Raw genomic sequence first — 12,963 nt, 5'->3', positions numbered from 1 at the left:
TGACGTGGCTACTTTTCTGTATCGACTGGGCCGTCTGGCCTACCGGCGGCGCTGGTCCGTCGCCCTGATGTGGGTGGCGGTGCTGGCCGCCGTCGGACTGAGCGCCATGAAGGCCCCGGCCGCCGCCGACGAGGGGTTCTCGATGCCGGGCATCGAGTCCCAGAAGGCGTACGACCTGCTGGGCGAGCGCTTTCCCGGCACGACCGCCGAGGGGGCCACCGCCCGGGTCGTGTTCGTCGCCCCCGACGGGCAGAAGGTGACCGCGTCCGACAACCGGGCGGCCGTGGAGAAGACCGTGGCCGAGCTGGGCGACGGCATGCAGGTCGCCGACGTCGCCGATCCCTTCCAGGCGCGGGCGGTGAGCAAGGACGGCTCGACGGCGTATGCGACCGTCACCTACAAGGTGAAGTCCGCGGACGTCACCGACGCCAGCCGGACCGCCCTGGAGAATGCCGCCGACCAGGCACGGGAGGCGGGTCTGACCGTCGACGCGGGCGGGTCCGCGATGGACAGCGGCGGGGGACCGGGCGGGGTGGCCGAGATCATCGGCATCTCGGTGGCCGCCGTCGTGCTGCTGGTCACCTTCGGTTCGCTGGTCGCCGCGGGGCTGCCGCTGCTGACCGCGATCCTGGGCGTCGGCGTCAGCCTGTTCACGATCATGACCCTGGCCGATCCGCTGGGCCTGTCCACGACGACGAGCACGCTGGCGATGATGCTGGGCCTGGCGGTCGGCATCGACTACGCGTTGTTCGTCGTCTCCCGCTACCGCGAGGAGCGCGGCAAGGGCCACGCCCCCGAGGAGGCGGTCGGCCTGGCGGTCGGCACCGCGGGCTCGGCGGTCGTCTTCGCGGGGCTCACCGTGGTCATCGCGCTGGCCGGCCTGACCGTCGTGGGCATTCCGATGCTGACCAAGATGGGCCTGGCCGCGGCCGGCGCGGTCGTCGTCGGCGTACTCATCGCGCTGACCATGGTTCCGGCCCTCCTGGGCTTCTGGCCGAACGCGGTGCTGTCGGGGGCCGTGCGCGGGAAGGGACGCGGCCGCCGGCTGCCCTTCGGCAAGACCAGGAACACCGGCAACAGCGAGCACGACAACGGCGGCACCCGCTGGGCGCGGCTCGTCCTGCGCCGCCCCGTCCCCGTCCTGCTGCTGGGCGTCCTCGGCCTCGGAGCCCTCGCCATACCCATGACGGGCCTGCAACTGGGCATGCCCGGCGACGAGGCCAAGCCCACCTCCACCACCGAGCGCCGCGCCTACGACGACCTCGCCGACGGTTTCGGCCCCGGCTTCAACGGGCCGCTGACCATCGTCGTGGACGCCAAGGGCGCCGGTGACGCCAAGGCCGCCGTGAGCACGATCAGCGCGAGGGTCGCCGGCACGAAGGGGATCGTCTCGGTCTCCCAGGCCCACTTCAACAAGGCCCAGGACACGGCGGTGTTCACCGCCACGCCGACCACCAGCCCCACCGACGAGAAGACCAAGACCCTCGTCAAGACCATCCGGGCCGAACGTCCCGGCATCGAATCGGCGGCCGACGCATCCTTCGAGGTCACCGGCACCACCGCACTGAACATCGACATCGCCGGGAAGGTCCAGGCCGCGCTGGTCCCCTACCTCATCACCGTCGTCGGCCTCGCCGTCGTGCTGCTGCTGGTGGTCTTCCGTTCTCTGCTCGTCCCGCTCAAGGCGGCGCTCGGCTTCCTGCTCTCGGTGCTCGCGGCGCTCGGCGCGGTCGTCCTGGTCTTCCAACAGGGCCACGCTGCAAGCCTGTTCGGGGTGGAGCAGACCGGACCGATCATGAGCCTGATGCCGATCTTCCTCGTGGGCATCGTCTTCGGGCTGGCCATGGACTACGAGGTCTTCCTCGTCTCGCGGATGCGGGAGGCGTACGTCCACGGCGAGTCCGCCGGGCAGGCGGTCGTCTCGGGCTTCCGGCACAGTGCCCGAGTCGTCGTGGCCGCCGCCCTGATCATGATCGCGGTCTTCGCCGGATTCATCGGCGAGAACGACTCCATGATCAAGATGATCGGTTTCGGCCTGGCCTCCGCCGTGCTCTTCGACGCCTTCGTCGTCCGGATGGCCATCGTGCCCGCCGTGCTCGCGCTGGTCGGCGACAAGGCCTGGTGGCTGCCGAAGTGGCTGGACCGGATCCTGCCCCGCGTCGACGTGGAGGGCGAGGCCCTCACCCGGCGCCCGGCCGAGGCCACGGACCGCTACGCCGACTCGGACCCGGCTCCGGACGAGCCGGTCGAGGCGCGCGTCTGACCGGATCGACCAGACCCATCAGGGCCGCCCGTGGCGAAGGCTACGGGCGGCCCGCACGGCATTACGTGCCGTTTGTCGTCCACTATGGGGCTCAGGTCCCACCCCCGGAGAGACAGATGACCACCAGCCTGGAGCGCTACACAGGGCGCCGGCACACCGCCACGGACGTGGTCCTGGCCCTGGGACTGCTCGGCTGTGTGACCCTCGGAGCCTCGATCGCCATCCCCGGCATCAGCCAGCCACGCGAGGACTGGCCCGCCGTGGCCCTCGCGGCCGTCGCCTGCCTCGTCCAGATGAAGGCACGCACCCACCCGCGTACCGCCGTCGTCGTGGCCACGGTCTGCACGGTGATCACCGTGGCACTGGGCTATCTGTTGACACCCCTGCTGCTCGCCCCTCTGATGATCGCTCTGTACCGGCTGGCCGCGGGCACCGACCCCAGGACCACGCGCACGTACGGTGTCGTGACCATGGCCGTAGTGATCACCGACGCCGTGCTGGACATGCCCACGACCGAGATGCTCCTGCTGCGCACCGTCGGCCCCGTGCTGTGGCTGCTGCTGCCCCTGGTCGGCGGCAGCCGGGACCGCCTGCGCCGTGACTACACGGACTCCGTGCAGGCGCGCGCCGCGCACGCCGAACGCACCCGCGAGGAGGAGGCCCGGCTACGGGTCGCCGAGGAACGCATGCGGATCGCCCGGGAACTCCACGACGTCGTGGCCCACCACATGGCCGTCGCCAACGCGCAGGCCGGCACCGCCCGCCACCTCGCATCCACCCACCCCGAACAGGCACAGAAGCTCCTCGACGAACTGACCGCCACCACCTCCTCCGCGCTGCTCGAACTGCGGGCCACCGTCGGCGTGTTGCGCCAGGTCGGCGATCCCGACGCCGACTCCCTCGAACCCGCTCCCGGCCTGGACCGCCTCCCCGAAGTGATCTCCGCGTGCGAGTCGGCCGGCCTCGATGTCACCGTCACCACCGAGGGGGAGCCGCGGCCGCTGTCACCGGGCGTGGACCTGACGGCGTACCGCATCATCCAGGAGGCCCTCACCAACGCCACCAAACACGCCAGCGACCGGGCGGCCCACGTACGGCTCGCCTACTCCGACTCCCGCCTTCTGATCACGGTCACCAACGAAGGCCGCGACGCCGCTCCGGCCGTCCCGGGCGGCGGCTTCGGCCTGATGGGCATGCGGGAACGCGCCCACTCCGTCGGCGGCGACCTGCGGGCCGGCCCCCGCCCCGAGGGCGGCTTCGAAGTCGCCACCGCTCTGCCGCTCCACTCCCAGGCCCCAGAAGAACACGAGGCAACTCCGTGACCATCCGCGTCCTGCTCGCAGACGACCAGGCCCTGCTGCGGGGCACGTTCAAGCTCCTGATCGACTCCTGTACGGACATGGAGGTCGTCGGCGAGGCCGCCGACGGCCAGGAAGCGGTGGACCTCACCCGCGCCCGTCACCCCGACGTCGTCCTCATGGACATCCGCATGCCGGGCACCGACGGTCTGGCCGCCACCGCCGCCATCTGCGACGACCCCGAACTGTCCGGCACCCGCGTCCTCGTGCTCACCATGTTCGAGACCGAGGAGTACGTGGCCAAGGCACTGCGCGTCGGCGCGAGCGGCTTCCTGGGCAAGTACGTCACCACCGACGTCCTGTTGTCCGGGATCCGCACCATCGCCTCCGGCGAGGCACTCCTCTCACCCGGCGCCACCCGCGCCCTCATCACCCGTTTCCTCACCGCACCGGCCCCGGGCGCCCTCCTGGCACCCCCGGAACGCCTCAACGACCTCACCCCGCGCGAACGGGAGGTCACCGCCCTCGCCGCCGAAGGCAATTCCAACGACGAGATCGCACAGAAACTCTTCCTGAGCGTCCTGACCGTCCGCTCCCACATCCAGCGCGCCCTGACCAAACTCGGCGCCCGCGACCGCGCCCAACTCGTCGTCATCGCCTACCAGACCGGCCTGGTACGCCCCACGCCTCGAGCGATGTGAACGTCTACAGAAGCCGTGCCAGGGCGGTCGCCGAGGGGCTTCCCGGTGCCGCCTGGTAGACGATGATCACCTGCTGCTCGGCACCGCCGACAGTGAGCGCCTGCCGTCGCAGGGCGAGCTCCCCGACGACCGGATGCACGAACCGTTTGAGCTCGTCGCGGGCGGGCCGCGCGTCGTGCCGCGCCCACAGACTGCGGAATTCGTCGTCCGCCTCGAGCTCGGCGACGAGCCGCCCGGTCCTCGGATCGCGCGGGTCGGCCTCGGCGCGCAGGGCCGCGGCGGTCTGTGCAGCGATCTCCGGCCAGTCCGGGAACAGCCGACGGGCCGCAGGGTCGAGGAACATGTCCCGAGCCAGGTTGTGCCCGGGCTCGTACATCGGGGCGAGCGCGCGGGCCCACTTGTTCGCGGCCAGCACGTCGAACCGCCGGTTGCGCACGAACGCCGGACTGCCCGCCCACGCATCGAGCAACTGGTGCACATCCGGCGTGACTTCGGTCTCCGAGGACTGTACGGGTTCCGGGCCGGCGAGTGCGAACAGGTGGGCGGAGGCGTCGGCGTCCAGCTCCAATGCCCGTGCGAGCGCCCGCAGCACCTGCGCTGACGGGTGCTGGTCGACGCCCTGTTCCAGCCGGGTCAGATACGGCTCGCTGATCCCGGCCAGCCGGGCCAGTTCGTCCCGGCGCAGCCCCGAGACCCGCCGCCGGCCGTGGGCGGGCAGATCCGCGTGCGCGGGCGGAACCCGTCCCCGCCGGGCCTTCAGGAACTCTCCCAGCACGTTGTCGGCCGCCATGGGCGCAGGGTAACCCTCCCGGGGTGCTGGCTGCGCACCGGCGCAGAGCGCAGGGTCGAGGCATGGAAAAGACCTGGTTCATCACCGGCGCGTCCCGCGGCTTCGGCCGGATCTGGGCCGAGGCCGCCCTTGCCCGAGGCGACCGCGTCGCCGCCACGGCACGCCGCGCCGAGTCCCTGCAACCCCTCGTCGACGCCCACGGGGACCGCGTCCTCCCGCTCGTCCTCGACGTCACCGACCGGGCCTGCGTCACCGCCGCCGTGCAGCTGGCCGCGGATGGCTTCGGCCACCTGGACGTGGTCGTCAACAACGCGGGCTACGGCCTCTTCGGCATGGTTGAGGAGACCACCGAGGACCAGGCCCGCGCACAGCTCGACACCAACCTGCTCGGCCCGCTGTGGGTGACACAGGCGGCCCTGCCGTTCCTGCGTGCCCGGCGCAGCGGGCACATCGTGCAGGTGTCCAGCATCGGAGGCCTCGCTGCCTTTCCCACCCTGGGGCTGTACAACGCCTCCAAGTGGGCGCTCGAGGGGATGAGCGAGGCGCTCGCCCAGGAGGTCGGCCCGCTCGGCATCCACGTCACGATCGTCGAACCCGGCCCCTACGGCACCGACTGGTCCGGCTCCTCCGCGGTGCACACCGAACCCATTGACGCGTACGAGCCGATCCGCGAGGCACGCCGGGCCGGCGCCGCCGCCCGTACGCCCCAGGATCCGCAGGCCACCGCCGCCGTCATCCTCGAACTGGTCGACACCGACGAGCCACCCCTGCGGCTGTTCCTCGGCACATACCCCTATCCCGTCGTCGAAGCCGCCTACCGGCAGCGGCTCGACACCTGGAACGCATGGCGGCCACTCGCCGCCAAGGCCTGACCTCGGGCAGCGGCGCATCACCCACTGGCATGACCGAGGAGCGGCCATGCACGGCGAACGCCCCGGGCCCGGCGCGGGTGCCTCGGTGGCGCGGCGGTGCGCCCGCGCGGCCACCCGGTCGGACTCGTCGCCCGCGACCCCGACCGGGTCGCCGCCCTGACCAAGGACCTGATCGCGGGCGGCATCCAGGCGGAGTCGTGCCCGGCCGACGCAAGCGATTCCGGCGCCGCCGTGCGGGCGTTGGCGGTGCTCGCCGCGCGGCAGGGCCCGGCGCAGGTGCTGTGCTTCAGCCCGCTGGGGGACGTCGGCCTGATCAAACCGGTGCTGGACACCGGACCCGACGACCTGCACCGGGCGTCGGCGCTGAACGCGGCCGTCTCGCGGGCCGTGCTGCCCGCCGCGGGTGCGGCCGGCCCGGGCACCCTGCTGTTCGTCGTCGGCGGTGCCGTCGTGCACCCCAACCCCGACCGCGCGGCGAGCGCCGTCGTCGGCTCCGCAAGGCTTCGCGTCAGGACGGGGCGAGGACGCAGAACTCGTGGCCCTCCGGGTCGGTCAGGCACGTCCACGGGACGTCGCCCTGGCCGACGTCGAGGTCGGTGGCGCCGAGGGCCCGCAGGCGGGCCACCTCCGCCGCCTTGTCGTCACCGGGGTAGGGCAGCAGGTCGAGATGGATGCGGTCCGGCACGGTCTTCACGTCGGGTGTGCGGAGGAACTCGAGATACGGGCCGACACCCTTGGCGGAGCGCAACGACGCATGATCGTCGGTCACTTCGTGCAGGGTCCAGTCCATCGCCTCACCCCAGAACCGGGCCATGGCCCGCGGATCCGCGCAGTCGACCACCACCGCGGCGATCGGCCCGGTGTCCCGGTAGGTCTCCCGAGGCTCCAGCACACAGAACTCGTTGCCCTCCGGGTCGGCGAGGACCGTCCACGGCACGTCGCCCTGGCCCACGTCGACGGGCGTCGCACCGAGAGCCTTCAGGCGTGCGACCAACTCCGTCTGATGGGCCGCGGAGGCGGTGGCGAGATCGAGGTGCACCCGGTTCTTCGCCGCCGTCTTGGGTTCCGGGACGGGAACGACGTCGATGCCGACGGCGACCGGGTCCGGCCAGACGAGTCCGCCGGCGGGTCCGACGTAGGTGGTCACGCCGGGGCTGTACGCACTCCAGCCGAGCGCCTCCGCCCAGAACCGGCCGACCGCCGAGGCGTCAAGAGCCTTGATGATCACATGAACAGGTCGCAGTGCCATGCCGACGATCTTATGCACCCGCTCTGCAGCGACATCCGACACGCAACAGCCGGACCCCCCAGTCCAGCAGCGACCAGCGCCCCGCGAGCCCGCCGGTGGCGATGAGGTCCGTCAACGAGGGCCGTGGCCATCCATGCCCTCGCTATCGCCATCGCTTCACAGAATGCCCACAAACCTGCCTGAGAGCTTTAAGTTTCAAGCGGTACCCTCGTTCGCAGTTCGAGTGGCCGAGGAAGTCCACACATCGCGTCGCTCACATCCCCCCACAGGCACAGGAGAGGCGTTGTGCGCGACGGCGACGTAGTGGTGATCGGCGGCGGTTACGCGGGTGTTCGGCTGGCGAAGAGGCTGGACTCGGTGGCGCGGGTCACGCTGGTGGACCGCAAGGAGGTCTTCTTCCACCGTATTGCCTCGCTGCGCGCCGGTGTTCGCCCGGAGTGGTCGGTGACCCCTTTCATCCCCTACGACCGACTGCTGCGCAACGGCCGGGTGGCCGTGGGCAAGGCGGTCCGTATCGACACGGCCGAGCGCCAGGTCGTCCTGGCGACGGGAGAGAGGCTGCCGTACGACGTGGTGGTGATCGCCAGCGGCGCCGACTACCCCGAACCGGCCCGCTGCACCGGCACCACCACCGACGAGGCGGTCAAGTCCTTCACGGGGCACCAGCAGAAGATAGCCACGGCCGGGCATGTCCTCGTCGTCGGCGGAGGCCCCTCCGGCGTCGAACTCGCCGCCGAGATACGCCTGGCCCGGCCGGACGCCCGGGTCACGCTCGCCCACTCCGGGGCGGCGCTGCTGCACTCCACGGGCGTCGAGCGGGCCGGGCGCAAGGCGCGGGCCTGGCTGGAGGCCCACGGCGTGGAGGTACGGCTCGACTCGTTCATGTCGCCCGGCAACGACTTCGGCACCTATCGCGACGGGCACGGCAACGTCATCGACGCCGACCTCTCCTTCTGGGCGACAGGCACCACGCCCAATACGCTCTGGCTGCGCCTGGGCGGGCACGGCGACTGGCTCAACCCGGCCGGGCACGTCAAGGTCGACCGCACCCTGCGGGTCGAGGGACGGCTGGACGTGTTCGCGGTCGGCGACGTGAACGACGCCACCGAACTCAAGATCACCCCCGCTGCACTGGCCCAGGCCGACCTCGCCGCCTGGAACATCCGCGCCTACCTGAACAGTTCCGGCAAGCACCGCAAGGAACCGCGCCTGTACCGGCCGATCCACCGCACCCCGCTGATCGTGCCCTTCGGCCCGGCCGACGGGCTGACCCTGCTGCCCGTGCCGGGCGGCGAGAGCGCGGTCCTCGGCGGCCGGACCTCCGTGCTGGCCAAGGCGAAGACCCTCATGACCCCCTACATGAGGCGACAGCTCGGCTACACCGCCGCCTGAGACCCAGGCTCGGCCCTGCGGGTCACTACACCTAAGGTGCGGGCATGACCTCGCAGACGTACCTCTCCGAACTGTTCTCGCTGAACGACCGGGTCGCCGTGGTGACCGGGGGCAGTTCCGGCATCGGCCGGGCCGTCGCAGGGGCCCTCGCCCGCGCCGGAGCGAGCGTCGTGGTCGTGGCGCGCAAGGAGGCGGAGCTGGCCGCCACGGTCGACGAGCTGGCGGCCGACGGCTGCCGGGCGGCCTGGGTGAGCGGCGACCTGGGCAGCCGCGACGGCGTGCGCGCGGCGGCCGAGAAGGCGGCCGAGGCGTTCGGGGAGCCCGACATCCTCGTCAACAGCGCCGGGGTCAACCTGCGGCCGCCGATGGGGGAGTTGGGCGAGGAGGTGTGGGACACCACGATGGCGGTGAACCTGGAGGCGCCCTTCCTGCTGGGACAGCGGTTCGGCCCCGGCATGGCCGAACGGGGCTTCGGACGGATCATCCACATCACCTCCCAGCAGGCGCACCGGGCGTTCGTCCAGAGCGGGGCCTACGGGGTGTCCAAGGGGGCGCTGGAGTCCCTGGCCCGCTCCCAGGCCGAGGCGTGGTCGCCGTACGGCGTCACCTGCAACACGCTCGTGCCGGGTTTCGTGATGACCCCGCTGAACGAGCGGCTGGCGTCCGACCCCGAGAAGGTTGCGGCGCTGGCCGCGCGCACCATGGTCGGGCGCAACGGTCTGGCCGAGGACTTCGCGGGTGCGGCGGTGTTCCTGGCGAGCCGCGCCTCCGCCTACGTCACCGGGCAGGCCCTCTTCGTCGACGGCGGGTTGTCGGTCCACTGAGCCGGGCCGGTGGTGCGGCGATCGGAGGGCGACGACCGGCCTCCCGCCGCGCCTTCCCGCGCACTTGGTCATCGCGAGCCGTCGGCCGACGGCTCGTCACCGCGCCGCAGGCGCCAACTCATCCGTAGGACCGGGCCACGCCGTTGTCGGCCCGGCGCCCGGCCATGGCTGGAGCAGAACGGAGTCGATATTGCGCGGGATCCGCTATGGTGTCGCGCGTTCCTGGTCGCCGCTGCTGCAAGGGCAGGAAGCGAGCTGCGGCAAGTCTCCAGTGGCGGGGCGTTTTGATTCCAGGGATGCCGGTGCGCTAGCTTAGCGAAATCCGACCGATCGGTCGGTTTTTGCAGGCGCTAATCCGCGCCATTCCCTGAGAGAGAACGCCTAGATGAACGACTCTTGGCCATGGCGCAGGTCCTCCGCGAGTGACATGGCGGGCAACCAGTGCGTTGAGGTTGCATGGACCGGGCGCTCGGTGCTGGTGCGCGATTCCAAGGATGTGATCAACGGTTCGTTGAGCTTCACTCCGGCGTCTTGGCAGTCTTTTGTCGAGCACTGGCCGGACGGTGCGCCAGGGGCCGCGCGGGGCTGAAGTTCAGCCTGCGCCCCGCACGCCTATACCCGTGAGAAACTCCGTCAGTCCTGCGAACCGCCGGACGGCTGATGGTCTCGGCCGCCGGGGTTGCCCAGGCGCGCAGCAAGCGCCATGCCGGTCGATGCCAGGACCACTGCCGCAGCCTTGCCTGTCCCGTCAGGGGACAAGATCAATATGGCTGCGGATGACGCCAATGAAGCAACGGCCACAACAATCGCGGCAATGGCGTTTATTCGCGGCAGCGCCGGGACTTGGCCAGACCCCTTTTCTGGCACGTTCGACGGCTGATTGGTCGGCGACATGGATCACTCCTGATGGCCCGGGACTTTGACTGTGCGTCGACGAGTCGCTTGCAGACGACAGGTCGGATAAGCAGGAGATTCCCAAGCCTCGGCCTGATCATCCATAGAGGGACTGCCGTCAACCAGGAAAAGGCCGGAAGCGGATCTTCCAGCTTGATCCCATATGTGCCGATCGGCTGCTGCTCCGATTGCGGTGCACCGAGAGGCTAGATAGCAGATCGCTTGTTTATTTGGCCCCGGCTGGGAGAACACCTAAGTAGTGGCAGTCGAACATCGGCGGCTACCGGCCCGCGTACCAGCAGCGATTGCCAAAGCTGAACGTGTGCGCGACTGTGATGACTGCGCTGGTCTCCGCTGGCCCGGGCGATCAGCATGGGACACAGCCTGTTGCAGCGGGCGTGCCCCTACTGTGGCTCCGCCTGCGGCGGGGCCACAGGCACGTCTCCGCCTGCCGCCCATGCGCTACGAGGTGCCTCCGTGCGCCCCCTGTGAGCCGGGCACGGCCTGTTCCGGCATCCTGGGCTCGGCCGGCTCCGACCCCATGTGGTCCGCAATCTGCAGAAGCAGACGCGGGACCCGGTCCCCCTTGATCGAGCGTTCCTCCAGCTTCCAGAAGAGATCAAGATAAGACACGGTGTCTTCATTCGTGGTGCTGACCGTAGCCGTTCCCCGTAGGTTCTCCAGATAGAGGAAAGGGTCCATTCCCTCGTCGAACTCGAAGAGTGTGAATGGTCCTTGTGATGCCGCATGAGCCCCCTGGGAAAAAGGGAAGATCATTATTTCTCGGCGGGGATGCGCCGCCAGTTCGGCCAGCCGGCGCAGTTGAGCGCGCATCACGCCCGGTCCGCCGACTTGGCGTCTGATGACCGACTCGTCGAGGATGAAGAAGAATTCGGCATGATCACGGTCCAGCGCCTCCTGCCGAAGCATGCGGGCCTCGACCATGCGGCTTCGCTGCTGATCCGAGAAGCGCTCAGGCGTATAGGCCCGCACGATCTCGTCGGCGTACTCTTCGGTCTGTAGGAGTCCTGGCAGCGCGAGGGGCTGAAACGTCCTCGTCACAAAAGCGGACGACTCCATCGCCAGGAAGTCGAGGAACTCTTTCCCGTAGATGTCCCGGTACTCGACAAAGGGCATCTTTCGGCTGCCCCGGGCAAGGCCGAGCAATATCGAGATCTTGCCCGGATCGCTGATTTCGTAAAGTGCCAGGAGCGAGCGCAGATCATTTACCGAAATTCCTACTTCGCCTGCTTCTATGCGCAGTAGCTTACTCGGTGACCATTCCATCTCATCGGCAACACTCTTCTGTGTCAGACCGGCCGACTTTCTGGCTTGGCGCAACTCCGACCTCAGCCGAAGTCGCTGTATCGCCGGACTTCCCCTGCTCGGCGTGGCCATTCGTCCCCCAATCTGCGATACAGCAGATTGTTGCATCACCAAGTGGAGATCAGCAGAACTCAATGGCGCATAAAGCAAGCCGTCTTTTCGCGCGGTCGCAGACCTGGCCGGCGGGTTGATTTGCATAACCGGAACCACAGCCACCTCGGGAGAGCCGTCAGCACCATGCGCAGGCGTCACTCTTTTCGCAAAGCGGCATCAAAGTGCAGTCGCCGGGCGCTTGCAGCGTGATGGTTGAGATCAGCTTTTCGGCCTGTTCAAAAGCTAGGACGAAGCCAACTGCCGTGCTAGGCATCCCTGAGTTCGGTGAGGAAGCCGATGAGCGCCTCGTTCACCTCGTCGGGGCGTTCCTGCTGTGTCCAGTGGCCGCAGCCCGCCAGCTCGACGGGCTTGCGGCGCAGGTTGGGCATCAAGTCCGGGAGGGCGGCGATGAGTTCGGGGGTGCCGGGGAAGGCGGGGACCAGGTCGCGGTCGCCGTAGACGTACAGCGCGGGCGGGCTGACGACGGCGCCGTGCCAGGGGGCGGTCAGTTCCCAGTTGCGATCGATGTTGCGGTACCAGTTGAGCGCCCCGGTGAAGCCCTGGGAGAAGCTCTCGGTGAGTGCGTCGAGGTCCTCCTCGGTGAACCACTCCGGCAGGGTCTCGGGGTCCGGCATGGTCGCCAGCCAGCCCTGGCCGGGTTCGATCAGCGGCTGGTTGCCCGCGCCGGCGCCGGGAGCGTCGCCGGAGGCCATGTGGAAGAACTTCCGCAGCGTGGTGCGGGTGTCCTTGGCGAACTCGGCGTCGGCGACGCCGGGTTGGTTGAAGTAGTTCCAGTAGAAACGGCCGTCGAACATCTGGTCCATGACGGCCAGTGGCGGCCGGATGCCCCGGAACGGCGGCGGCACGCTCAGGCCGGCCACACCGAGCACGACGTCCGGCCGCAGCAGCGCGGTGTGCCAGGCGACCGGGGCGCCCCAGTCGTGTCCGACGACGTACGCCTGCTCCTCGCCCAGCGCGTGGATCAGGCCGACGACGTCACCGACCAGGTGGAGGATGGTGTAGGCGTCCACATCGGCGGGGTGGTCGCTGCGCCCGTATCCGCGCTGGTCGGGGGCGACCACACGGAAGCCCGCGGCGGCCAGCGGGCCGAACTGGTGATGCCATGAGTGCCATGACTCGGGGAAACCGTGCAGCAGCACGACCAGGGGGCCCTCGCCCTCCTCCGCGATGTGCAGCCGGATCCCGTTCACGTCAATCATTCGATGCTCAACCATGTGCATGAGCATACGTGCCATGATCG

General features: G+C 69.7%; 12 protein-coding genes. 7 read left to right on the top strand and 5 right to left on the bottom strand.

Annotated features, from left to right (window positions below):
• Positions 1-4: 4 nt before the first annotated feature.
• From ACFY10_RS47400 to ACFY10_RS47390, 3 genes are all read left to right on the top strand, one after another.
• Positions 5-2,263, top strand: coding sequence for an MMPL family transporter (locus ACFY10_RS47400; protein WP_390671611.1), 2,259 nt, complete (start codon positions 5-7; stop codon positions 2,261-2,263).
• A 116-nt stretch (positions 2,264-2,379) separates the two neighbouring features.
• The gene (locus tag ACFY10_RS47395; protein ID WP_390671610.1) at positions 2,380-3,585 is read left to right on the top strand and encodes a sensor histidine kinase; all 1,206 of its coding nucleotides are present in this window, start codon (positions 2,380-2,382) and stop codon (positions 3,583-3,585) included.
• Complete coding sequence (locus tag ACFY10_RS47390) at positions 3,582-4,262, top strand: response regulator (protein ID WP_390671609.1); 681 nt, start codon at positions 3,582-3,584, stop codon at positions 4,260-4,262. The genes ACFY10_RS47395 and ACFY10_RS47390 overlap by 4 nt, the downstream gene beginning before the upstream one ends.
• A 4-nt stretch (positions 4,263-4,266) precedes the next feature.
• Here ACFY10_RS47390 and ACFY10_RS47385 read toward each other — a convergent pair whose 3' ends face one another.
• Positions 4,267-5,052, bottom strand: coding sequence for a helix-turn-helix domain-containing protein (locus tag ACFY10_RS47385; RefSeq protein ID WP_390671608.1), 786 nt, complete (start codon positions 5,050-5,052; stop codon positions 4,267-4,269).
• 62 nt (positions 5,053-5,114) lie between these two features.
• Here ACFY10_RS47385 and ACFY10_RS47380 point away from each other — a divergent pair, with 62 nt between their 5' ends.
• Positions 5,115-5,924, top strand: coding sequence for an SDR family NAD(P)-dependent oxidoreductase (locus ACFY10_RS47380; RefSeq protein WP_390671607.1), 810 nt, complete (start codon positions 5,115-5,117; stop codon positions 5,922-5,924).
• A gap of 508 nt (positions 5,925-6,432) precedes the next feature.
• Here ACFY10_RS47380 and ACFY10_RS47375 read toward each other — a convergent pair.
• On the bottom strand, positions 6,433-7,173 hold the full coding sequence (locus ACFY10_RS47375) for a VOC family protein (protein WP_390671606.1): 741 nt from the start codon (positions 7,171-7,173) through the stop codon (positions 6,433-6,435).
• Positions 7,174-7,458: 285 nt separating this feature from the next.
• On the opposite strand from ACFY10_RS47375, the gene ACFY10_RS47370 reads away from it, so the two are divergent.
• From ACFY10_RS47370 to ACFY10_RS47360, 3 genes are all read left to right on the top strand, one after another.
• Positions 7,459-8,565, top strand: coding sequence for an NAD(P)/FAD-dependent oxidoreductase (locus tag ACFY10_RS47370; protein ID WP_390671605.1), 1,107 nt, complete (start codon positions 7,459-7,461; stop codon positions 8,563-8,565).
• A 44-nt stretch (positions 8,566-8,609) separates the two neighbouring features.
• Positions 8,610-9,389: an SDR family NAD(P)-dependent oxidoreductase gene (locus ACFY10_RS47365; protein WP_390671604.1), complete on the top strand. Its 780-nt coding sequence runs from the start codon at positions 8,610-8,612 to the stop codon at positions 9,387-9,389.
• A 385-nt stretch (positions 9,390-9,774) separates the two neighbouring features.
• Positions 9,775-9,978, top strand: coding sequence for a DUF397 domain-containing protein (locus ACFY10_RS47360; RefSeq protein ID WP_390671603.1), 204 nt, complete (start codon positions 9,775-9,777; stop codon positions 9,976-9,978).
• A 44-nt stretch (positions 9,979-10,022) separates the two neighbouring features.
• On the opposite strand, the gene ACFY10_RS47355 is transcribed toward ACFY10_RS47360, so the two are convergent.
• The 3 genes from ACFY10_RS47355 to ACFY10_RS47345 form a co-directional block, all read right to left on the bottom strand.
• Positions 10,023-10,283, bottom strand: a complete 261-nt coding sequence (locus ACFY10_RS47355) for a hypothetical protein (RefSeq protein WP_390671602.1) — start codon at positions 10,281-10,283, stop codon at positions 10,023-10,025.
• A gap of 462 nt (positions 10,284-10,745) precedes the next feature.
• Positions 10,746-11,807: a helix-turn-helix domain-containing protein gene (locus tag ACFY10_RS47350; RefSeq protein ID WP_390671601.1), complete on the bottom strand. Its 1,062-nt coding sequence runs from the start codon at positions 11,805-11,807 to the stop codon at positions 10,746-10,748.
• Between the two features lie 161 nt (positions 11,808-11,968).
• Entirely contained in the window at positions 11,969-12,937 is a 969-nt protein-coding gene (locus ACFY10_RS47345; RefSeq protein ID WP_390671600.1) for an alpha/beta fold hydrolase, read from the bottom strand.
• Positions 12,938-12,963 lie beyond the last annotated feature (26 nt).

It is taken from the genome of Streptomyces sp. NPDC001401 (assembly GCF_042895385.1).
Classification (GTDB): domain Bacteria; phylum Actinomycetota; class Actinomycetes; order Streptomycetales; family Streptomycetaceae; genus Streptomyces.
Note: the sequence above shows the minus strand (reverse complement) of the source record. Positions and strands in the feature narration are given on the sequence as shown.

Bases quoted from the DNA above. Each gene is read 5' to 3' on its own strand.
- ACFY10_RS47375 (WP_390671606.1), bottom strand. From the start codon at position 7,173: ATGGCACTGCGACCTGTTCATGTGATCATCAAGGCTCTTGACGCCTCG.
- ACFY10_RS47350 (WP_390671601.1), bottom strand. From the start codon at position 11,807: ATGCAAATCAACCCGCCGGCCAGGTCTGCGACCGCGCGAAAAGACGGC.
- ACFY10_RS47380 (WP_390671607.1), top strand. From the start codon at position 5,115: ATGGAAAAGACCTGGTTCATCACCGGCGCGTCCCGCGGCTTCGGCCGG.
- ACFY10_RS47395 (WP_390671610.1), top strand. From the start codon at position 2,380: ATGACCACCAGCCTGGAGCGCTACACAGGGCGCCGGCACACCGCCACG.
- ACFY10_RS47365 (WP_390671604.1), top strand. From the start codon at position 8,610: ATGACCTCGCAGACGTACCTCTCCGAACTGTTCTCGCTGAACGACCGG.
- ACFY10_RS47360 (WP_390671603.1), top strand. From the start codon at position 9,775: ATGAACGACTCTTGGCCATGGCGCAGGTCCTCCGCGAGTGACATGGCG.
- ACFY10_RS47355 (WP_390671602.1), bottom strand. From the start codon at position 10,283: ATGTCGCCGACCAATCAGCCGTCGAACGTGCCAGAAAAGGGGTCTGGC.
- ACFY10_RS47385 (WP_390671608.1), bottom strand. From the start codon at position 5,052: ATGGCGGCCGACAACGTGCTGGGAGAGTTCCTGAAGGCCCGGCGGGGA.
- ACFY10_RS47345 (WP_390671600.1), bottom strand. From the start codon at position 12,937: ATGGTTGAGCATCGAATGATTGACGTGAACGGGATCCGGCTGCACATC.